Here is a 20214-nt window from a genome sequence, read left to right on the forward strand (position 1 = left end):
TTTGTACCTGGAATATGAGCTCGTTATAATTTCGAATAATATTTAGTCTTAACTCTTTGTGGAATAGAAAAAATAGACATTAAGCAGTTAATTTACCTCTGTAATCTGGAGCGCGAACGCCACTTTGGCCGCGCTGCCGAGGCCAGTTTTGTCAGCCAGCCGACCCTTTCAATGCGCCTGAAAAATCTGGAGCGCGAGCTGGGTCTTTCGCTGATCAACCGCAGCAATAACTTTGACGGTTTTACGCCAGAGGGCGAGCGTGTGCTCTCGTGGGCGCGTGAAATCGTTTCGGTTTATCAGGGGCTGAAGCTGGAAGTGGAATCGCTGAAGCACGGTGTCAGCGGTACGTTGCGCATCGGCGTGGTGCCGCAGTGCAGTATTTCCCTGCCGCAGCTGCTGAAGGCGGTATCCGATCGTTATCCCCAGTTGGATTATCGCATCGCGGTGCTTAGCGCCGACCAGCTGCTGGAAGCGCTGAACAGCCACACGGTGGATGTCGGCATTGGTTTCTTTGAGCTGGCTACACTGCGTGAACTGCACTTCCAGGCAGAGATGCTCGACGATCGCGGCGTTGAGGTTATCTGGCATCCGCAGCATTTCCCTCAGTTGGCGGGGGATACGCCGCTGGTTCTGGACGATGTGGTTTCGCTGCCGCTGTGTCTGGCCGACCGTACGCGCTATTTCCGCCGCTATCTGGACAGCCATTTCCTTGCTGCGGGGCTGAATCTGCGTGTGGTAATGGAAACAACCTCTATCTTCCAGTTAATTCAGGGTGTGCAGGTGGGGCTGGGCTGCCTGATTTCCCCGGTCGGGCATCTGATCCCGGAAAGTACTGGTGAACTGTGCCGACGTCCGCTGCTGATGCCGCCGATGTCGCGCCACGGTGCGGTGGTCATCGCTGAGCCGGGGCGTGCCACGCCGCTGGCGCAGCACTTCTTTGATGAAGTCCGGCACCTGCTGGTCAGCTGAACGCAGACCGGTAACATCGCTTACTGGATTTCAGCGTGCTATCAGCCCGGAAATGTCTCCTGCTGAACTTCGGTACGGATATCAGGTCTGCGGCATCTGGGGTTGAACACAACGATCGCCATCAGACCTGCATCAATCCTCTGAGATATTAATGATTCTCAACACTGACCGTGCCCAGGCTCTGCATCAGGCGGTTTGACCAGGCGGCGGCGGCCACGCTCAGGATCACATCGAAAATCCCGGCGGTCGATAAACCGGCCTCGCGCAGCGGCTGCAAATGCGCCGCGCTAAAACGTTCGGGAACGCGCGTCAGCTGGGCGGCCAGCAGAATGATCGCTTTCTGCCGCTCAGTGGCGATGCTTAATGCCTGGTCTACATTTTCCCACAGCGCATCGCGCAGTTCTCCTGCCGGATAGTGAGCAAAGCAAATGCTGCTGCCGTTGATACGTGCGGTGACCGCGGCGGCAAGGGCGGTATCGTCCGACGCGTGCTGTTTTTCCAGTGCAGAGAGCAGATGTCCCCAGCCGTTCAGCACATCGCCATCCTGCGCCAGCAGCCAGACAAAGCTTTCAGGCTTAATCAACGGTAGACAGAAGGTCAGCGCTTCCAGCTGATCGGCGGCAGCGTAGCGCGGTTCCAGCGGCGTTAGCGCGGGCTGCCATGCTCCGGACGGAAGCAAAGCCGCATCGGGCGGCACGCTAACACCCGGCATCCAGCGTACCGGCAGCGCCATCAGCGCGTGAATACCCGCCACGACCCGCGCCTGGTAGCTGACGAAGCCGATAATCTGGCTGAAGGTAATGATATCGGGCGCGGTTAATCCCACCTCATCAAGACGCTGAAGCGCCGCAGAGTCAATCAGCGTCGGCTGCCCGGCAAGCTGGCGGGCGTATTCGGTGATCTGCGTTAAGCGACGATTGCTTTCGCGTGATGAATCCGGCCCAGGCAGCGGATTCAGGCGCGCCGCATAGTGGTTGCACAGGCGCTGAATGCCCGTCACCTGCGCGACGGTCAGCGCGGTGCTGATGCGATCGTACAGCGTAAGGGTATGCGTCAGGCTGGTGGACAGCTGGCTGGGAAACAGCAGCTGATACAGATCGCGCGACGCCAGATGCAGCGGTTGCGCGCGCTGCACGATAGTCTTTAATTCTCCTTCCGCCTGCTGGGTCAGACCAAGTAAAAAACGGTCTGTAATATCGGCGGCCTCAGGCACCAGCGCGCTACGCTGAGCGGGCAGACTGGTCTGGGTTTCATGATACCAGTGGCTGTTGCCGGGAAAACGGCGTTGTTCCATGGTCATTCCTTTTCAAGTTAACTGACCGTCGGTGCCGTTAAGGTCAAACACACCGCCGATCTGAATGGCATGAATATCCTGACGTAAGCGCTGTGGCGAGCAAAATAATGATCGGTGCTATTAAATAGCTGGAAGATATAAGGGCTTAGAAACAGCAGGGACACCGGAGCGGCGCGGCAGGCGCACCGCACACGTCCGAAACGTCTTTTATGAAAGGGAAGATGGAGGCTTAACGATCTTTGCGCCAGGCGTCAGCGGTCAGCGGTTCACCAAAATGGCTGGTAATAAGACGCTTAGTCAGTTCATGTAGCGGGCAGGCCAGCACATCTGCGGTGCTGCCGCGCTCAACCACTTCACCCTGATGCATCACCAATACCTGATCGCTGATGTGTTTCATCATGCCGAGGTGCTGAGTTACATAGATGTAGGCGATGCGATGCCGGTCCTGCAGTTCCAGCATCAGATTAATCAGCTGCGAACGCATTGACATATCCAGCGAGGCCAGCGCCTCATCGGCAATAATCACCCGGGGCTGTAGGATCAACGCGCGGGCCAGGCCGATACGCTGCTTCTGTCCCGGGGCCAGCATATGCGGGTAGTAGGCGGCGTGATCGCGCAGCAGTCCGACCTGGCGCAGCGTGGCAATAATTCGCTTTTCCCGCTCTTCGGCATTCAGTTCGGTATTGAGCCGCAGGGGCAAATCCAGAATCTGGCTGATGCGCTGACGAGGATTCAGCGAGTTGGACGGATCCTGGAATATCATGCGAATACGCTGACTGCGATAGCCGTAATCGCCGTACTCCAGGGCATGATCGTCAATCATCATTTCGCCGGAGGAGGGTTCAATCATCCCGCTCAGCATTTTAGCCAGCGTTGATTTACCCGATCCGTTTTCACCGATAACCGCCAGCGTCTGTCCCTCGCGCACGGTAAAGCTGACGTCTTTCACTGCCTCAACGTGCTGTCGGCGAAACAGCCCGGTGCGATAGCGGTAGGTTTTACTGAGGTTGCGCACTTCCAGTAGCGTTTCGTCCATTACTGTTGCTCCGTATTCAGCGGGAAGTGGCAGGCGTACAGATGATTCTTTGAGCCGCTCAGCCGTGGCGTTTCAATACAGGTGCGCTGTGCGTAGGGGCAGCGCGGGCCAAGACGACAGCCAATCGGCAGATGCTCCAGCGACGGAATGGCACCCGGCAGCGTATTCAACCGGCTTTTGTGCGGTAGCGAGCGGCCAAAGTCCGGCATCGCGCGGATCAGCGCCTGCGTATAAGGATGGTGGGGAGCGCTAATCAGCTCTTCGCTGACCGCCGTCTCCACCGTCTGACCGCAGTACATCACGTTAATCTTATCGGCCCAGTGGCTCAGCATCTGCAGGTCGTGGCTGATGAGCAGAATGGTGGTGTTGTTATTCTGATTCAACCTGGAGAGCAGGCGGAAAATCTGCGCCTGGGTGGTTGGCTCCATGGCGTTAGTGGGTTCGTCGGCAATCAGCAGGCGCGGCTGGTTGGCAAGCGCGATGGCGATCATCACCTTCTGACACTCGCCGTCGGTCAGCTCGTAGGGGAAGCTGCGCATAATATCTTTATGATCTTTAATACCGACCCGGTGCAGCAGCTCAATCGCCCTGTAGTGACGCCAGCGAAAACGCTGGTACCAGCGTCCTTTCCATGTTGAACCGGGTATTGCCTGCTTGAGCTGTCTGCCGATGCTTTCAGACGGATCGAGGCAGGACTGCGGCTCCTGAAAAATCATCGACACATTCTGGCCAACGATTTTACGTCGCTCGCGGGGGGAAAGATGCAGCAGATCGATATCATCAAAGCGCATACGGTCCGCGGTAATGCGCCAGTTATCCTTGGTCACGCCGCAGATAGCCTTGGCGATCAGGCTTTTACCCGAACCTGATTCGCCGACCAGCCCGCGAATTTCGCCTTCGGTCAGCGTAATGCTGACGCGGTCGACCGCCTTGACCGGGCCGTCGGCGGTCATAAACTCAATGGTCAGATTTCGAATATCGAGCAGCGGCATTATTCGACTCCCGCAACGATGGCCCGGCGCACGCCGTCACCCAACAGGTTGACGATCAGTACACAAAGCATAATCGCTGCGCCGGGTAACATCACGGTCCAGGGTGCAACATAAATCAATTCGAGGGAATCCCCCAGCATTGCTCCCCATTCCGGCGAAGGCAGCTGTGCGCCGAGGTCGAGAAAGCCCAGTGCAGCAATATCAAGGATGGCCATCGACAGCGCGCGGGTAAACTCGCTCACCAGCAGCGCAAGAATATTCGGTAAAATCGCGTGCCACAGAATATCCAGGTTGCTGGCTCCGTCGAGCCGGGATGCCACCACGTACTCTTTTTCCAGCTCATCGTGAACCGCGCTGTAAATAGCGCGTACCAGCCTCGGCAGGATCGCCAGAAACACCGCCAGCATGGCATGTTCCAGCCTTGGTCCCATAAACGCGACGACGATGATCGCCAACAGCAGTGAAGGTATGGAGAGCAGGGTATCCAGCACGTGGTTCATCACCGCCGAACGCAGTCCGTGCGTTAACCCCGCCAGTACCCCAAGCAGCATGGCGCACACTGCGGCGGCCAGGGTAATGACAATCGCCGATCCCACGGTGGGTGCCGCGCCGCTCAGCATGCGGCTGAGCAAATCACGGCCCAAATCGTCGGTGCCGAGGAAGAAGGAGACGTCGCCGTAGCGCGACCAGGACGGCGGCAGCAGCTGATAGCCGAGGAACTGTTGGTCGATGCCGTAAGGCGCAATCAGATTGCCAAAGATGCACAGCAGCAGTACGGCACCAAAACTGTACAGGCCAATCATCGCCGTGGTGTCGTGATAGAACAGCCGCCACGTGTGGCGCAGCGGGCTGGGTGGGCGCTTCTCTGCGTAGATATTATCTGAGGGCATACCATTCCTTATGCTTCAGCGGGTTGGTCATCGCCCCGAGGATATCGGCCAGCACGTTCACCGCGATCACCAGCGCGCCGACCACCATCACCCCGGCGGAGATCGCCGCGTAATCCTGCTGCCGAATGGCGTTAATCAGCCAGCGGCCCAGGCCAGGCCAGCTGAAGACCATCTCGGTGATCATCGCCAGCGTAAGCATCGTAGAGAACTGCAGCCCGAGACGCGGGATCACCGGCGGTACGGCGTTATGCAATACGTGGCGGCGAATAATGGTGAACAGCGACAGCCCGCGCGTGGCGGCTGCCTTAACGTAGTTCTGCTCCATCACTTCGCGGGTACTGATGCGCAGCAGGCGGATCACCTCGGTGGTGGGAGCAACTGACAGTGCGGCAACCGGCAGGATCATATGGGTGAGGGCGCTGATAATCATCTCATGTCGCCATGGTGAATCCGAAAGAAACGCATCAATCAGCGCGAAGCCGGTAATATTTTTCACCGGGTAAAGCAGATCGAAACGCCCGGACACCGGCAGCCAGCCGAGATTGAGCGAGAAAAACAGCGTCAGCAACAGCGCCAGCCAGAATACCGGCAGGGAGAAACCCAGCAGCGCAAGGGCGCTCAACAGCTTGTCCTGCCATTTGTTACGCATCACACCGGCAACAATACCCAACGGGATACCTATCAGCATGGCTAGTGCAAAAGCCATAAAACACAGTTCCAGCGTGGCGGGAAACACCTCGCGCAGCTGCTGGTTAATCGACTGGCCGTTAATGCTCGAAACGCCAAAATCCAGATGCAGAATACCTTTAAACCAGAAGGTCCAAGCATCGATCAGCGACGCGCCCTGTAGCGGCGCATGGGGGGTAAAATAGCTCAGGCTGAAGCCGATCAGCGTCAGCATAAACAGAGTTACAATAAACAGCACCAGCCGGCGCAGCGTATAAATTATCACGGTGAAGTCTCCTCACCGTTGTCGCGATGGACGCCGGCGAATGACGCATTGCCAAACGGACTGAGTACCAGTCCTTTAATATCATAACGATAGGCTTGCAGGCGGAGTGAATAGGCCAGCGGCAGCACCGGCAGCTCTTTTGCCAGCAGCGCCTGGGCGCGATCGTAGTAGTCGATACGGGTGGCGAGCTGCTGGGAAAGCAGCGCCCGGTGCACCAAATCGTCGAACTCAGGATTACACCAGTGAGCGTAGTTGGTTTGCGATGCGATAGCCGCACAGCTCAGCAGCGGCCGGAAGAAGCTGTCGGGATCGTTACTGTCGGTAGACCAGCCTGTGAGGGTCAGATCGTGGTTCATCTCCATCAGGCGGGCTTCCTGGAAGCGGCCATCAACCTGAACAATGGTGACCCGCACGCCGATCTGCGCCAGATCGGCCTGTAGCAGTTCCGCGGTTTTCATCGGGCTGGGGTTCCACGCCTGCGATGCGGAAGGCACCCACAGATTGAGATGCAGATTTTCGATCCCCAACGCTTTCAGCTCTTCGCGAGCCTTTTGCGGGTTGTAGGGGGTAATGCGTGCATCGGTGTCGTAGGCCCAGGAGGCGCGCGGCAAAATCGAGGCTGCGGTTTCCGCCGTACCGTAAAAAATCGACTCCATCAGGCGTTCATTATTAATCCCCAGCGCCAGCGCCTGGCGCACTTCAGGGCGATCGAGCGGCGGCTTGCGGGTATTAAAGGCCAGATAGGCGGTATTCATCCCCGGGCGCAGCGTCAGGCGCAGACGCGGATCGTCACGCAGAATGGACAGCTGGCTGGCGGCGGGATAGGCCAGTACATCACACTCGCCGGTCAGCAGCTTGGACAGACGCCCGGTGCCGCCAGCGCCGAGATCGATCACCACCTGCGACATGCGCGGGGTGCCCTTCCAGTAATTTTCGTTACGCTGCAGGCGAATGTACTGCCCGGCGCGATACTCGCTGAGCATAAACGGCCCGGTGCCGACCGGCTCGCGGTCCATCTGCTCCTGGCGATCGCTTTTGGTCAGCTTATCGGCGTATTCCGCCGACAGGACGGGCGCATAGTGGGTGGCGAGATGCCACAGAAACGAAGCATCAGGGCTGTTCAGGCGGATCTCAACGGTATTTTTATCCAGTTTTTTTACGCTTTGTACCGCGTCGGAAAACTGCAGACTGTCGAAATAGGGATAGCTGCCGCCGTTAACGTTGTGCCAGGGGTGCTGGCGATTGAACACACGATCGAAACTGAAGACCACATCATCGGCGTTCATCGGCCTTGTCGGCGTAAACCACGCGGTTTTCTGGAAGTCGACCTTCTGGCGCAGGTGGAAGCGATAGGTCGCGCCGTTATCCAGCACTTCCCAGCTTTCGGCCAGCTCGGGGATGAGCCGATAGGTATAAGGGTCAACATCCAGCAGGCGGTCGTAAAACTGCGCGGCCAGCGTATCCACCACCAGCCCGCCGCTGGCCATCTGCGGATTAAAGGTGTTCATAACGCCGTTAACGCAGTAGACAAACCCGCTCTGGCGGATATCGCCGGGCGTTGCCGACCACGCCTGGGCACTGAAAACGCCGAGGCTGAGTAAGAGGGTGGAAAATAGTTTGCGCATAATTCGTCTGATATTTAAGGCATAAGCAGAGTGTACCGCACTCTCGCCGTAAGGCTACAGGCCGACAGGATAACTGACGGCTAATTCGCCAGCAAAAGAGCATACTGTTATCAGGGGTGTTCAAAATACACCCAATATCACTGCGGTAATGAGAAAAATTCTCAACAAAGTGCTTTACAGAAAGAAGTGAGAATGATTATTATTGCCCTGCGCTTCACCGGTGGCTCTACCGGAGAAGAGCACGACATTGCTCACATTGCTTCCAGTATTTTTCAGCCCACCTTGAGTGGGCTTTTTTTTGTCCGTTATTCATCCCCGCTGATGGCGTGCTTCTTCAGCATTGCACGCAGCTGATGGTAGCTGACCCCCAGCAGCTCTGCCGCCCGGCGCTGGTTAAACCGCGCCTGAGCCAGACTTTTTTCAACCAGCGCGCGCTCCTGGCGCAGCTGCCAGTGACGCAGGTCAAAAGGCAGGTCGGGCAGGGTATCGCCTTCGCTCGCTGCAACCTGATCCACCGGCGTTGTTTTACTGAACGGGTTGATAATGATGCTATCCAGCAGCCGTTCGCTGTCCGCATGGCGATACACCGAACGCTCCACTACGTTTTTCAGCTCGCGTACGTTGCCGGGCCAGCCGTAAGCCAGCAGCTCCTGCTGCGCGCCGGAGGAAAAACCGGGGAACAGCGGCAGGCCGAGTTCGCGGCACATCTGCATAGCGAAGTGCTGCGCCATCACCAGAATATCGCTGCGGCGCTCGCGCAGCGGCGGTAGCTGCACGACGTCAAACGCCAGCCGGTCAAGCAGGTCGGCGCGGAACTTGCCTTCCTGCGCCAGCTGCGGCAGATCGTCGTTGGTTGCGCACACCAGCCTCACGCTGACCTGAAGCGGCTGACTGCCGCCAACGCGCTCAAGATGGCCGTATTCAATTACCCGCAGCAGTTTTTCCTGCACCAGCATTGGTGCCGTCGCCAGTTCATCCAGAAACAGCGTGCCGCCGTCGGCGCGCTCAAAGCGTCCCAGATGGCGCTTCTGCGCGCCGGTAAACGCACCGGCCTCGTGGCCAAACAGTTCGGAGTCCAGCAGATTTTCATTCAGCGCCGCACAGTTCAGTGAAATAAATGGCCCCTGCCAGCGGGCTGACAGATAGTGCAGGCGGCTGGCTATCAGCTCTTTCCCCGTACCGCGTTCACCCACCACCAGCACCGGTTTATTCAGCGGTGCGAGTCTGGACACCTGCTCCAGCACTTCCAGAAAGTTGTTTGACTCACCCAGCAGGGTATCGGAACGATCGCTCATAATGAAATTCACCAGAATTTAGCGAGATTAACCAATCTAAAGTTTAGCCTGTCGACTGTAAATACGCCTGGGCATTAAAAATCAATAACATAAAAACTGGCACGCCTTTTGAATAGTATATCCCCGTACCGCACGATCAACGTGTTTAAACGGCAGACGCCGGGATCTTATTGAAGAGGATTTTATTATGGGAATTTTTTCTCGTTTCGCCGACATCGTGAACGCCAACATTAACGCGCTGCTGGAAAAGGCCGAAGATCCACAGAAGCTGGTTCGCCTGATGATTCAGGAAATGGAAGATACGCTGGTGGAAGTGCGTACCACCTCTGCGCGGGCGCTGGCCGAAAAGAAACAGCTGCTGCGCCGCATTGACCAGGCGGAAACCCAGCAGGCGGAATGGCAGGATAAAGCCGAGCTGGCACTGAGCAAAGATAAAGAAGATCTGGCGCGCGCCGCGCTGATTGAGAAGCAAAAACTCACCGACCTGATCGCCGTGCTGAATCAGGAATCCAGCCAGGTGGAAGAGAGCCTGACCCGCATGAAAGGCGAGATTGGTGAACTGGAAAACAAACTGAATGAAACCCGCGCGCGCCAGCAGGCGTTGACCCTGCGTCATCAGGCGGCCTCTTCTTCTCGCGACGTTCGTCGCCAGCTGGACAGCGGTAAAATTGATGAAGCGATGGCGCGCTTTGAGTCGTTCGAACGCCGCATCGACCATATGGAAGCGGAAGCCGAAAGCCACAGCTTTGGTAAAAAGAAAACCCTCGACCAGCAGTTCGCTGAACTACAGGCGGACGATGAAATCAGCCAGCAGCTTGCGGCCCTGAAAGTTAAAATGAACCGCAGCGAGTAAGCCAACCGTCAACGGGCCTGTATTAAGGAGAATCAATGAGCGCGTTATTTCTTGCCATACCGTTAACTATTTTTGTGCTGTTCGTCGCGCCGATCTGGCTGTGGCTGCACTACAGCAACCGGCAAAACCGCGGCGGCGATTTGTCGCAGGGCGATCTGCAACGACTGCAACAGCTGACCGGCGATGCGAAAAAAATGCGTGAGCGCATTCAGGCGCTGGAAGCGATTCTCGACGCCGAGCATCCGAACTGGAGGCAGCCATGAACCACCGCCATAAGCTTTACCGTATTCCGCAGCAGGGCAAACTGAAGGGCGTCTGCGCCGGGATTGCCAACTATCTGGATATTCCGGTGCGGCTGGTACGGGTGATTGTGGTGTTGTCGATGTTCTTCGGGCTGTTTGTCTTTACCCTGGTGGCCTATGCCGCGCTGGCTCTGGTGCTGGATGAAATGCCGCAGAGCGAACTGGACAACCAGCCGCCGCTGAATGCCTCTCAGCTGCTGGATGAGCTTAGCCGCGAACTGCGCGGCGGCGAGCAGCAGCTGCGTGAGGTGGAGCGCTACGTCACGTCAGAAACCTTTACCGTGCGCAGCCGCTTCAGCCAGCTTTGATCGTGTCTACTCACGTGGAGAAAACTATGCGTCACGGGAAATCGACCCTGCGTCATCAGGCCGCACCCACGCTTAAAAAGGCGGGGAAATTTATTCTGATTAGCGCCATCACCTACGGCCCGGCAGGCCTGAGCGGCTGGGCGGTAAAATCCGTGGCGCGTAAACCGCTGAAAATTCTACTGGCGTGGGCGCTGGAACCGCTGCTCCGCCGCGTGATGCGGGGAGCTGTAGCAAAATGGGTGAAACCGGCCCGCTAGCGCCAGTGTGTTAAACTAAGGACAATCAAACACCTGAGGTAAGCTGGCCCCTGATGAAACGACTGCAAAATGAATTGATGTCGCTGGTGAATCGCGGCGTGGATCGCCATCTGCGCCTCGCCGTTACCGGCCTGAGCCGCAGCGGTAAAACCGCTTTTATCACCTCGCTGGTTAACCAGCTTCTGAATGTGAATACCGACGCCCGATTGCCGCTGTTTACCGCCGTGCGCGAGCAGCGGCTGCTGGGCGTGAAGCGCGTGCCGCAGCGCGATCTGGGCATTCCCCGCTTTACCTATGATGAAGGGCTGGCGCAGCTGCACGGTACGCCGCCGGACTGGCCGACGCCAACGCGCGGGGTCAGCGAAATGCGACTGGCGCTGCGCTACCGCTCGCGCGATTCGCTGCTGCGCCATTTTACCGATGCCTCCACGCTGTACCTTGAAATCGTCGACTATCCCGGCGAATGGCTGCTCGATCTGCCGATGCTGGCGCAGGATTACCTTAGCTGGTCACGGCAGATGACCGGGCTGTTACAGGGTGACCGTGCCTTGTGGTCGCAGAAATGGCAGCAGCTGTGCAGCGGTTTGGACCCGCTGGCCCCGGCGGACGAAAACCGGCTGGCGGAGATCGCCGCAGCGTGGACCGAATATCTTCAGCGCTGCAAGCAGGAAGGGCTGCACTTTATTCAGCCCGGCCGCTTTGTGCTGCCCGGCGAAATGGCCGGTGCCCCTGCGCTACAGTTTTTCCCCTGGCCGGAAGTCGCAGAGGGCGGTGAAACCCGACTGGCGCAGGCGGATGCCGCCAGCAACATTGGCATGCTGCGCGCGCGTTATCAGTACTACTGCCAGCACGTGGTAAAGGATTTCTACAAAAATCACTTTCTGCGCTTTGACCGCCAGATTGTGCTGGTTGACTGTTTACAGCCCCTGAACAGCGGCCCGCAGGCGTTTAACGACATGCGCCTGGCGCTGACTCAACTGATGCAAAGCTTCTCCTACGGCCAGCGCACGCTGTTCCGCCGGATGTTCTCCCCGGTGATTGATAAGCTGCTGTTCGCCGCCACCAAGTCCGATCACGTTACCGCCGATCAGCACGCCAACCTGGTGTCGCTGTTGCAGCAGCTGGTGCAGGACGCCTGGCAAAACGCGGCGTTTGAAGGTATCACCATGGACTGCGTGGGCCTGGCCTCGGTGCAGGCGACGCAGAGCGGCTACGTTGAGCATCAGGGCGAAAGCATCCCGGCATTACGCGGTCACCGGCTGACCGACGGTGTTCCGTTAACCGTCTATCCGGGCGAAGTACCGCCCCGTCTTCCCGGCAACGCCTTCTGGCAGCAGCAGGGTTTTCATTTTGAGCAGTTCCGTCCGCAGGCGCTGGATATCGACAGGCCGCTGCCGCATATCCGTATGGATGCCGCGCTGGAATTTTTACTGGGAGATAAGCTGCGATGAATACACCGATTAAACCGCGCATGGATTTTGCTGAACCGCTGGCCAAAGAGCAGGCGACGGTCCTGCGGCAGCAGCAGGAATTTGCTGAACAGCAGGATCGGTTTATTGCCGTTGAGCCGGAAGTTGACGTGCAGGAAGAGAGCGCTGGCGAGCTGGCGGTGGAAGCCGCGCTGCGGCCAAAACGCAGCCTGTGGCGTAAAATGGTTACCGCCGGGCTGGGCCTGTTTGGTATCAGCGTGGTGGCGCAGGGCGTGCAGTGGACCCATCAGGCGTGGATTGCGCAGGACTGGATTGCCCTCGGTGGCAGCGTGGCTGGCGGGCTGATTGTCGCCGCCGGTGCCGGTTCGCTCATCGTGGAGTGGCGTCGGCTTTACCGCCTGCGCGAGCGGGCGACCGAGCGCGATATCGGCCGCGAATTGCTGCACAGCCGCGGCATGGGTAAAGGTCGCGCTTTCTGCGAAAAGCTGGCACAGCAGGCCGGGCTGGACACTGGCAACCCGGCGTTACAGCGCTGGCAGGCCTCGCTGCACGAAACACATAACGATAGTGAAGTGGTGGCGCTCTATGCCCGGCTGGTGCAGCCGCAGCTGGATCGCCAGGCGCGGCGAGAAATCAGCCGCTGCGCCGCTGAATCGACGCTGATGATTGCCGTCAGCCCGCTGGCACTGGTGGATATGGCCTTTATTGCCTGGCGCAATCTGCGGCTGGTGAACCGCATCGCCCAGCTGTACGGCATTGAGCTGGGTTATTTCAGTCGTCTGCGCCTGTTTAAACTGGTGCTGCTGAATATTGCATTCGCCGGGGCATCGGAGCTGGTGCGGGAAGTGGGTATGGACTGGATGTCGCAGGATCTGGCGGCCCGGCTTTCGGCGCGTGCCGCACAGGGCATCGGTGCGGGGCTGCTGACCGCGCGCCTCGGCATTAAAGCCATGGAGCTTTGCCGCCCGCTGCCCTGGCTGGAAGATGATAAGCCGCGCCTGGGCGATTTCCGCCGTGAACTGATAGGCCAGCTAAAAGAAAGCCTGAAGCGGTCGCCCGATCGCGAAAAATGACACGGCTGATTACAGTCGCTGTCAACTTTTCCTGACAGAATGCTTCTGAGTGGCCGCGGGATAGCGTATTATTGTGACAGTGCCAGACACCGCAACAATAAGGGTTTACATCCATGCGTCTCGAAGTATTTTGCCAGGACCGAATTGGTCTGACCCGTGAACTGCTGGATCTGCTGGTAGAACGCAGCATCGATCTACGCGGTATCGAAATTGCCGCTATTGGCCGCATCTACCTGAATTTTTCCACCATCAGCTTTGAACAGTTCAGTCAGCTGATGGCGGAAATCCGCCGCATTCCAAGTGTAACCGACGTACGTACGGTCGCATTTCTGCCTTCCGAGCGCGAGCATCGAGCGCTGAGCGCGCTGCTTGTTGCTCTGCCCGAGCCGGTATTCTCCATTGATTTAAAAAGCAAGGTTGAACTGGCAAACCCGGCGGCGCAGTCATTATTCGATCTCAATGAAGAGAAAATGCGTAATTACAGCGCGGGTGCACTTATCCCCGGCTTTAACTTCCAGCGCTGGCTGGAAAGTGAGCGCATTGAGGCGCAGGCGCACCATGTCGTGCTACAGGGGCGAGACTTCCTGATGGAAGTGACGCCTATCTATGCCCGTGACGATGAAAATAATGCCACCACGCCTGCCGGTGCGGTGGTTCTGCTGAAATCGACAGCACGCATGGGGCAGCAGCTGCAAAATCTGGCGGTGAACGATGACAGCGAATTCCAGCATATTGTTGCCGTCAGCAGCAAAATGCGCCAGGTCATCGATCAGGCGCGCAAGCTGGCGATGCTGGACGCACCGCTGCTGATTGTTGGCGATACCGGCACCGGTAAGGATATGCTGGCCCGCGCCTGCCATCTGCGCAGCGCTCGCGGTAAAAAGCCGTTCCTGGCGCTGAACTGCGCGTCGCTGCCGGATGATGTGGCTGAAAGCGAACTGTTTGGTCACGCGGCCGGCGCCTATCCAAACGCGCTGGAAGGGAAAAAAGGCTTCTTCGAGCAGGCCAGCGGCGGTTCGGTGCTGTTGGATGAGATCGGTGAAATGTCGCCGCGTATGCAAACCAAACTGCTGCGCTTCCTGAACGACGGCACCTTCCGCCGCGTGGGCGAAGAACATGAGGTACACGTGGATGTGCGGGTGATCTGCGCCACCCAGCGTAACCTGATGGAGCTGGTTCAGCGCGGGGAATTCCGTGAAGATCTGTTTTACCGGCTGAACGTGCTGACGCTGAATCTGCCGCCGCTGCGCGACCGCCCGCAGGATATCCTGCCGCTGACTGAAATGTTCGTTGCCCGCTTTGCCGATGAACAGGGCATGGCAAGGCCGAAGCTGTCGCCGCAGCTGAACGGGTTCCTGACGCGTTATACCTGGCCGGGAAATGTGCGTCAGCTGAAAAATGCGCTGTACCGCGCACTGGCCCAGCTGGAGGGCTATGAACTGCGACCACAGGATATTGCGCTGCCGGAATATGCGATGGAAATGCCGCTGGGTGATGATGCGATTGAAGGCTCGCTGGATGAAATTACCAGCCGCTTTGAACGCTCGGTGCTGACCCGTCTTTATCTCTCCTATCCCAGCACGCGCAAGCTGGCGAAAAGGCTGGGCGTATCGCACACCGCGATTGCCAATAAACTGCGTGAATATGGCCTGAGCCAGAAGAAAACAGACAGCGAGTAGTCGGGAAACAACAAGAAGGCCAGCCGGACGGCTGGCCTGCAACACAGTTACTTCAGTGCAGCCAGCGCCGCATCGTAGTCTGGTTCGGTGGTGATTTCATTCACCAGCTCGCTGTACAGCACGTTGTCCTGCTCATCCAGCACCACTACCGCACGGGCAGTCAGACCGGCCAGCGGACCTTCAGCAATTGCCACGCCGTAGTCTTTCTTGAACTCGCCGCCGCGCAGGGTGGACAGGGTCACCACGTTGCTCAGGCCGTCAGAACCGCAGAAGCGGGACTGAGCGAACGGCAGATCGGCAGAAATGCACAGCACCACGGTGTTGTCCAGGTCGTTAGCCAGCTGGTTGAATTTACGCACTGACGCCGCGCAAACGCCGGTATCAATACTTGGGAAGATATTCAGCACCTTACGTTTACCTGCGTACTGCGAAAGAGAGACATCGGCAAGGTCTTTCGCGACCAGGGTAAAGGGTTTCGCGCTCTGGCCTGGACCAGGGATTTGGCCGTCAACGGAAACCGGGTTACCCTGAAAATGTACGGTCTGAGACATAGACTATCCTTTTAATGTTAATGGTGTTTAAACGCTTTCAGTGTATGTCATGCTGAAGCTATGAGACAGTAAAAAACGATAACAAAATTAAAAGCCCAGGGCATATAAGGACATGAGCATGAGAGCAGTGAAGGTGTACCCGGAAAGCTGGCCGTTGCATACGCCGTTTGTGATCGCCCGCGGCACCCGCAATGAAGTGGGGGTGGTGGTCGTTGAACTGGAAGAGCAGGGCGTCAGGGTACAGGGTGAGTGTTCCCCCTATACGCGCTACGGCGAGAGCGAAGCATCGGTGCTGGCGCTGATTAGCGGCATCATACCGCAGATTGAGCAGGGTATGACCCGCGAACAGCTTCAGCAGGTACTGCCCGCAGGCGCGGCGCGCAACGCCGTCGACAGCGCGCTGTGGCAGCTGGAATCACAGCTCACCCAGCGCAGTCTGTGGCAGCTGACCGCCGAGCCGGAACCGCAGGTCATCGATATGGCGCAAACCGTCAGCATCGACGTGCCGGAAATGATGGCCAGCAGCGCGCTTGCCCTGTGGCAAAACGGGGCAAGGCTGTTAAAAATCAAACTGGATAATCATCTGATTGCCGAGCGCCTGGTCGCTATCCGCGCCGCGGTGCCTCAGGCCACACTGATTATTGACGCCAATGAGTCCTGGCATGCCGAAGGCCTGGCTGCGCGCTGCCAGCTGCTGGCCGATCTCGGCGTGGCGATGCTGGAGCAGCCGCTGCCCGCAGGTGAAGACGCTGCGCTGGAAAACTTTATTCATCCGCTGCCGATTTGCGCCGATGAGAGCTGCCATACGCGGCAGGATCTTCCGGGGCTGCGCGGCCGCTATGAGATGGTCAATATCAAGCTGGACAAAACCGGCGGCCTGACCGAAGCGCTGGCGCTGGCGGCGGATGCGCGCCAGCAGGGCTTTGATATTATGCTCGGCTGCATGCTCTGTACCTCACGCGCCATTCGTGCTGCGCTGCCGCTGGCCCCCGGGGCGCGATTTGTCGATCTCGACGGCCCGACGTGGCTGGCGGTGGATGCAGAGCCCGCGCTGCCGTTCAGCTGCGGGCGCATCACGCTGTCAGCGGTGCCAGCGAAGTAGCGCCACCATCGCCGCCAGATAACGTTCGGTGGCTTCATCGGCTGAAATCGGCGGCAGTTCGGCGGTAATGCAGGGCAGGTTAAGGTCGGCGCACCAGCTGCCAAACGAACCGGGGGTGGCATAGCCGACGCTGGTCACCAGCGGCAGTTCGGTCTGTTCCGCCAGCCAGTGCCCCAGCGGGCTTTCATGCGGATCTTCAATGCAGGCGAGCGGTTCGTGGAAGGTGACGATCCACTGTGGCTTCAACTGATGGATGAGCTGGCACAGCGCCTGAGTTTCAGGTTCTGAACCGGCGCGATCTCCGGTGGATAGCAGTACGTCCCGTTCCTCCGCCGCGCTGTTCCAGCGATAAACCGTGTCGCCATTTTGCCAGTTGGCCGCCGGAAAATTGCGGTTAAGGTCAACGCCATTGGCATTGGCGCGTAGCCCCAGCTGGCAGCCGTCCGGATTCACCGCCAGCACCACGTGATGGCGGCGATGCTGGTCCTGCAAAGAACGCATGGCGCAGGAAAGGGTGACCACGGCGGCGGTTTCGTCACCGTGGGTGCCGGCAAGAATTAACCCGCTTTCATCATCCGCGGCCGGGGCAGGAAACCACAGCAGCGGCGCGCCGAGCAGCGACTGTCCGTACTGTTTTCCGTTGGTATCCAGGCGGCCACGCAGCGGGCGGGGGTGAAGTAACGACATAATTGGCTCCAGAAAAAAGGCGTCATGCTGACACTATACTCAAATCAGCGTAGCAGAGAGTGGGTGGCAGGCAGTAAAAGAAAAAAGTGAGGCTTTTGACACAGCCCGTTGAAAAATATGCCTGTTCCACGACAAACTGCGCTACAGTTTCTGCAATATTTCAGACCCGCCGCTTATCGTCTGCTGCTGACAGCTAAGGATGTCTTTATGAAGAAGGCTTTTTCCGTTCCCGCGCTCGCCGTTCTGGCGCTGTGTATCTCCTCTGCCGCGCGCGCTGCCGACGTGCCGCCCGGGACCCAGCTGGCGGCCAGCCAGGAAATTGTGCGCCATATTAAAGATGAACCGGCTTCGCTGGATCCGGTCAAGGCCGTGGGACTGCCTGAAATCCCGGTGATCCGCGATCTGTTTGAAGGGCTGACTAATCAGGATGCCAGCGGCAAAATCATCCCCGGCGTCGCCACCGGCTGGCAAAGCAACGATAACAAAACCTGGATTTTCACCCTGCGTAAGGACGCCCGCTGGTCCAACGGCGATCCGGTTACCGCCGACGATTTCGTCTACAGCTGGCAGCGGCTGGTTGACCCGAAAAATACCTCAACCTTTGCGTGGTTTGCCGAGCTGGCGGGTATTGAAAATGCCGGTGCCATCGTCAAAGGCACCATGACGCCGGACAAACTGGGGGTGACGGCAACCGACGCCACTCACCTGAAAGTGACGCTGGATAAACCGGTGCCGTACTTTGTCAGCCTGACCGCCAACTTCAGCCTGTTCCCGGTACCGAAAAAAGTCGTCGAACAGTTTGGCGACCAATGGACTCGCCCCGGCAACCTGGTCGGCAACGGCGCGTATCAGCTGGAAAGCCGCGTGGTAAATGAAAAGCTGGTTCTGGTGCGTAATCCGAACTACTGGGACAACGCCCACTCGGTGCTGAATAAGGTCACCTTTGTGCCGATCAGCGAGGAGTCGAGCGCCACGAAACGCTATCGCGCCGGTGATATCGATATCACCGAATCCTTCCCGAAAGAGCTTTACGGCCTGCTGAAAAAACAGCTACCGGGCGAGGTGTATACCCCGGATCAGCTGGGTACCTACTATTATGCCTTTAATACCCAGAAGGGGCCGACCGCCGACGTCCGCGTGCGTCAGGCGCTTTCGTGGAGTATCGATCGTAAAATCATCGCTGAAAAGGTACTGGGCACCGGGGAAAAACCGGCCTGGCACTTCACGCCGGATGTAACCGCCGGGTTTACGCCGAAGGAAAGCTTCCTGCAGCAGCACAGCCAGTCGGATCTCAATGCGCAGGCAAAATCTCTGCTGGCGGCGGCGGGTTACGGGCCGTCGAAGCCGCTGGACCTGACCCTGCTGTATAACTCATCGGAAACGCACCAAAAAATCGCTATCGCCGTAGCGTCGATGTGGAAGAAGAATCTGGGCGTCAACGTTAAGCTGCAAAACCAGGAGTGGAAAACCTACATCGACAGCCGCAACAGCGGTAACTTCGATATTATCCGCGCCTCCTGGGTCGGCGACTATAACGAGCCGTCGACCTTCCTCAGCCTGCTGACCTCGGCGCACAGCGGCAATATCGCCCGCTTTAAAAGCCCGGAATATGATGCGCTGATGGATAAAGCCAGCCGGGAAACCAGCGCGAAAGCGCGCAACGACGACTATAACCGCGCCGAGCAGATGATTGCCGAACGTGCGCCGATTGCACCGATTTATCAGTACACCAACGGACGACTGATAAAACCGTACGTGAAGGGCTATCCGATTACCAACCCGGAAGACGTCGCCTACAGCCGCACGATGTATATTCTGAAGCACTGATCCGCTAAATCGGGAGTTGTATCACAATTCGGTAGCCAGGAACTTGTGAGTCGTAATCTATCCATTATCGTAGCGGGATTGGATTGTTACTGTAATCATACAGGCAAAACCTGATTGTCGGATTTTCCGGCGGTCAGGTTTTTTTGTTTTCGGGCCGGGAAATGAAAATAGCGAAAGTGTTAAATAATAACGTGGTGATCGTTCACGACGAACACGGCAATGAACAGGTGGTGATGGGGCGCGGTCTGGCGTTTAAAAAGCGCGCGAACGACGAACTGGACCCGCAGCTGGTGGAGAAAACCTTTGCCCTGAAAAGCCGCGAGCTGACCGGGCGTTTAAGTGAACTGCTGTCCGAAATCCCCATTGAAGTGGTCATCACCAGCGAATGCGTGATCGCACTGGCGCGTCAGCAGCTGGGGACCGCGCTGCATGAAGGGCAGGTGGCGATTGCGTTGACCGATCATATTCATTTTGCCCTGGTCCGCCATCAGCAGAATCTGCCCATCCGCAACGTGTTGCAGTGGGAGATCCGCAGCCTGTATCCGAAGGAGTACGGCATCGGCCTGGCCGCGCTGGATATTATTGAAAAGCGCCTGAAGGTAAGGATGAGCGACGATGAAGCGGGTTTTATAGCGCTACATCTGGTTAACGCGCAGCTGGACAGCGAAATGCCGGCGGTGATGCATATCACCAAATTTATGCAGGAGATCCTGCACATTGTGAAATACCAGCTGCAGCTGGACTACCAGACCGACTCACTCAGCTACAACCGCTTTGTCACCCATCTGAAATTTTTCTCCCAGCGTATGCTCGGTAAACAGGGCGTTTACAGCGACGATGAATCGCTGCACGACGTGGTCCGCGATCGCTATCCGCAGGCGTATAAGTGCGTGGATAAAATCGATCGCCACATCATTAAAAACTACCAGTACAAGCTGGGCAGTGAGGAGCGCATGTTCCTGACCATTCACATTGAACGGGTGCGTAAAGAGACGCTGGCGCTGGGTGAAAGCGACGACGAAGCCTGATACAAGCGGCGAAACGAAAAAGGGTGCTGGCAATCATGCCAGCACCCTTTTTTATGCCTCAGAT

Annotated in this window: 20 protein-coding genes; 11 read left to right on the forward strand and 9 right to left on the reverse strand. The window is 57.8% G+C overall.

The window, feature by feature from the left end:
• Nucleotides 1-72 precede the first annotated feature (72 nt).
• Nucleotides 73-969, forward strand: coding sequence for a LysR family transcriptional regulator (locus OMR58_RS19495; RefSeq protein WP_200559801.1), 897 nt, complete (start codon nucleotides 73-75; stop codon nucleotides 967-969).
• Nucleotides 970-1117: 148 nt separating this feature from the next.
• Here the strand turns inward: OMR58_RS19495 and OMR58_RS19500 are convergent, their stop codons facing one another.
• The 7 genes from OMR58_RS19500 to pspF all read right to left on the reverse strand — a co-directional run bounded on the left by OMR58_RS19500 (nucleotide 1118) and on the right by pspF (nucleotide 9053).
• A complete protein-coding gene (locus OMR58_RS19500) occupies nucleotides 1118-2263 on the reverse strand; it encodes a CMD domain-containing protein (protein WP_264546720.1) in 1146 nt (381 codons plus the stop codon).
• 229 nt (nucleotides 2264-2492) lie between these two features.
• Nucleotides 2493-3299 carry a putrescine export ABC transporter ATP-binding protein SapF gene (gene sapF / locus OMR58_RS19505; protein WP_200559534.1) on the reverse strand — a complete coding sequence of 269 codons (807 nt, stop codon included), beginning with the start codon at nucleotides 3297-3299 and terminating at the stop codon, nucleotides 2493-2495.
• Entirely contained in the window at nucleotides 3299-4291 is a 993-nt protein-coding gene (gene sapD / locus OMR58_RS19510; RefSeq protein ID WP_200559532.1) for a putrescine export ABC transporter ATP-binding protein SapD, read from the reverse strand. Before sapD ends, sapF begins: the two co-directional genes overlap by 1 nt.
• On the reverse strand, nucleotides 4291-5181 hold the full coding sequence (gene sapC, locus OMR58_RS19515; RefSeq protein ID WP_264546721.1) for a putrescine export ABC transporter permease SapC: 891 nt from the start codon (nucleotides 5179-5181) through the stop codon (nucleotides 4291-4293). Before sapC ends, sapD begins: the two co-directional genes overlap by 1 nt.
• Entirely contained in the window at nucleotides 5168-6133 is a 966-nt protein-coding gene (sapB, locus tag OMR58_RS19520) for a putrescine export ABC transporter permease SapB (protein WP_200559525.1), read from the reverse strand. The genes sapC and sapB overlap by 14 nt, the downstream gene beginning before the upstream one ends.
• The gene (gene sapA / locus OMR58_RS19525) at nucleotides 6130-7758 is read right to left on the reverse strand and encodes an ABC transporter substrate-binding protein SapA (protein WP_200559523.1); all 1629 of its coding nucleotides are present in this window, start codon (nucleotides 7756-7758) and stop codon (nucleotides 6130-6132) included. Before sapA ends, sapB begins: the two co-directional genes overlap by 4 nt.
• A 305-nt stretch (nucleotides 7759-8063) precedes the next feature.
• Nucleotides 8064-9053, reverse strand: a complete 990-nt coding sequence (gene pspF, locus OMR58_RS19530) for a phage shock protein operon transcriptional activator (RefSeq protein WP_234471708.1) — start codon at nucleotides 9051-9053, stop codon at nucleotides 8064-8066.
• A gap of 187 nt (nucleotides 9054-9240) precedes the next feature.
• Here pspF and pspA point away from each other — a divergent pair, with 187 nt between their 5' ends.
• The 7 genes from pspA (at nucleotide 9241) to tyrR (ending at nucleotide 14955) form a co-directional block, all read left to right on the forward strand.
• Complete coding sequence (pspA, locus tag OMR58_RS19535) at nucleotides 9241-9906, forward strand: phage shock protein PspA (RefSeq protein WP_200559521.1); 666 nt, start codon at nucleotides 9241-9243, stop codon at nucleotides 9904-9906.
• 35 nt (nucleotides 9907-9941) lie between these two features.
• On the forward strand, nucleotides 9942-10169 hold the full coding sequence (gene pspB / locus OMR58_RS19540; protein ID WP_105594712.1) for an envelope stress response membrane protein PspB: 228 nt from the start codon (nucleotides 9942-9944) through the stop codon (nucleotides 10167-10169).
• Nucleotides 10166-10516, forward strand: coding sequence for an envelope stress response membrane protein PspC (gene pspC / locus OMR58_RS19545; RefSeq protein WP_105594711.1), 351 nt, complete (start codon nucleotides 10166-10168; stop codon nucleotides 10514-10516). The genes pspB and pspC overlap by 4 nt, the downstream gene beginning before the upstream one ends.
• Before the next feature lie 26 nt (nucleotides 10517-10542).
• Nucleotides 10543-10773, forward strand: a complete 231-nt coding sequence (gene pspD, locus OMR58_RS19550) for a phage shock protein PspD (protein WP_200559501.1) — start codon at nucleotides 10543-10545, stop codon at nucleotides 10771-10773.
• A gap of 53 nt (nucleotides 10774-10826) precedes the next feature.
• Nucleotides 10827-12224: a YcjX family protein gene (locus tag OMR58_RS19555; RefSeq protein ID WP_200559499.1), complete on the forward strand. Its 1398-nt coding sequence runs from the start codon at nucleotides 10827-10829 to the stop codon at nucleotides 12222-12224.
• Nucleotides 12221-13276 carry a YcjF family protein gene (locus tag OMR58_RS19560; RefSeq protein WP_264546722.1) on the forward strand — a complete coding sequence of 352 codons (1056 nt, stop codon included), beginning with the start codon at nucleotides 12221-12223 and terminating at the stop codon, nucleotides 13274-13276. Before OMR58_RS19555 ends, OMR58_RS19560 begins: the two co-directional genes overlap by 4 nt.
• A gap of 113 nt (nucleotides 13277-13389) precedes the next feature.
• Complete coding sequence (gene tyrR / locus OMR58_RS19565; protein WP_105594707.1) at nucleotides 13390-14955, forward strand: transcriptional regulator TyrR; 1566 nt, start codon at nucleotides 13390-13392, stop codon at nucleotides 14953-14955.
• A 47-nt stretch (nucleotides 14956-15002) separates the two neighbouring features.
• On the opposite strand, the gene tpx is transcribed toward tyrR, so the two are convergent.
• On the reverse strand, nucleotides 15003-15506 hold the full coding sequence (gene tpx, locus OMR58_RS19570) for a thiol peroxidase (RefSeq protein WP_200543691.1): 504 nt from the start codon (nucleotides 15504-15506) through the stop codon (nucleotides 15003-15005).
• 118 nt (nucleotides 15507-15624) lie between these two features.
• Here tpx and ycjG point away from each other — a divergent pair, with 118 nt between their 5' ends.
• The gene (gene ycjG, locus OMR58_RS19575) at nucleotides 15625-16608 is read left to right on the forward strand and encodes an L-Ala-D/L-Glu epimerase (protein WP_200559495.1); all 984 of its coding nucleotides are present in this window, start codon (nucleotides 15625-15627) and stop codon (nucleotides 16606-16608) included.
• On the opposite strand, the gene mpaA is transcribed toward ycjG, so the two are convergent.
• Nucleotides 16588-17295 (reverse strand): murein tripeptide amidase MpaA, encoded by a 708-nt coding sequence (mpaA, locus tag OMR58_RS19580; RefSeq protein WP_264546723.1) that lies wholly within the window; start codon nucleotides 17293-17295, stop codon nucleotides 16588-16590. The genes ycjG and mpaA overlap by 21 nt on opposite strands.
• 207 nt (nucleotides 17296-17502) lie before the next feature.
• Between mpaA and OMR58_RS19585 the strand changes: the two genes are divergently transcribed.
• Both OMR58_RS19585 and licT read left to right on the forward strand, forming a co-directional pair.
• Nucleotides 17503-19122: a peptide ABC transporter substrate-binding protein gene (locus OMR58_RS19585; protein WP_264546724.1), complete on the forward strand. Its 1620-nt coding sequence runs from the start codon at nucleotides 17503-17505 to the stop codon at nucleotides 19120-19122.
• Between the two features lie 161 nt (nucleotides 19123-19283).
• Nucleotides 19284-20150 (forward strand): BglG family transcription antiterminator LicT, encoded by an 867-nt coding sequence (gene licT / locus OMR58_RS19590; RefSeq protein WP_200543680.1) that lies wholly within the window; start codon nucleotides 19284-19286, stop codon nucleotides 20148-20150.
• The last annotated feature ends 64 nt before the right edge of the window (nucleotides 20151-20214 follow it).

The organism is Erwinia sp. INIA01 (genome assembly GCF_025947915.1).
In the GTDB taxonomy this organism is placed as follows: Bacteria; Pseudomonadota; Gammaproteobacteria; order Enterobacterales; family Enterobacteriaceae; genus Erwinia; species Erwinia coffeiphila.

What these genes read in the sequence shown, in the direction of transcription:
- OMR58_RS19500 (WP_264546720.1), bottom strand. Translation starts at nt 2,263, where the DNA reads ATGGAACAACGCCGTTTTCCCGGCAACAGCCACTGGTATCATGAAACC.
- sapF (WP_200559534.1), bottom strand. Translation starts at nt 3,299, where the DNA reads ATGGACGAAACGCTACTGGAAGTGCGCAACCTCAGTAAAACCTACCGC.
- sapD (WP_200559532.1), bottom strand. Translation starts at nt 4,291, where the DNA reads ATGCCGCTGCTCGATATTCGAAATCTGACCATTGAGTTTATGACCGCC.
- sapC (WP_264546721.1), bottom strand. Translation starts at nt 5,181, where the DNA reads ATGCCCTCAGATAATATCTACGCAGAGAAGCGCCCACCCAGCCCGCTG.
- sapA (WP_200559523.1), bottom strand. Translation starts at nt 7,758, where the DNA reads ATGCGCAAACTATTTTCCACCCTCTTACTCAGCCTCGGCGTTTTCAGT.
- pspF (WP_234471708.1), bottom strand. Translation starts at nt 9,053, where the DNA reads ATGAGCGATCGTTCCGATACCCTGCTGGGTGAGTCAAACAACTTTCTG.
- pspA (WP_200559521.1), top strand. Translation starts at nt 9,241, where the DNA reads ATGGGAATTTTTTCTCGTTTCGCCGACATCGTGAACGCCAACATTAAC.
- pspB (WP_105594712.1), top strand. Translation starts at nt 9,942, where the DNA reads ATGAGCGCGTTATTTCTTGCCATACCGTTAACTATTTTTGTGCTGTTC.
- pspC (WP_105594711.1), top strand. Translation starts at nt 10,166, where the DNA reads ATGAACCACCGCCATAAGCTTTACCGTATTCCGCAGCAGGGCAAACTG.
- pspD (WP_200559501.1), top strand. Translation starts at nt 10,543, where the DNA reads ATGCGTCACGGGAAATCGACCCTGCGTCATCAGGCCGCACCCACGCTT.
- OMR58_RS19555 (WP_200559499.1), top strand. Translation starts at nt 10,827, where the DNA reads ATGAAACGACTGCAAAATGAATTGATGTCGCTGGTGAATCGCGGCGTG.
- OMR58_RS19560 (WP_264546722.1), top strand. Translation starts at nt 12,221, where the DNA reads ATGAATACACCGATTAAACCGCGCATGGATTTTGCTGAACCGCTGGCC.
- tyrR (WP_105594707.1), top strand. Translation starts at nt 13,390, where the DNA reads ATGCGTCTCGAAGTATTTTGCCAGGACCGAATTGGTCTGACCCGTGAA.
- tpx (WP_200543691.1), bottom strand. Translation starts at nt 15,506, where the DNA reads ATGTCTCAGACCGTACATTTTCAGGGTAACCCGGTTTCCGTTGACGGC.
- ycjG (WP_200559495.1), top strand. Translation starts at nt 15,625, where the DNA reads ATGAGAGCAGTGAAGGTGTACCCGGAAAGCTGGCCGTTGCATACGCCG.
- mpaA (WP_264546723.1), bottom strand. Translation starts at nt 17,295, where the DNA reads ATGTCGTTACTTCACCCCCGCCCGCTGCGTGGCCGCCTGGATACCAAC.
- OMR58_RS19585 (WP_264546724.1), top strand. Translation starts at nt 17,503, where the DNA reads ATGAAGAAGGCTTTTTCCGTTCCCGCGCTCGCCGTTCTGGCGCTGTGT.
- licT (WP_200543680.1), top strand. Translation starts at nt 19,284, where the DNA reads ATGAAAATAGCGAAAGTGTTAAATAATAACGTGGTGATCGTTCACGAC.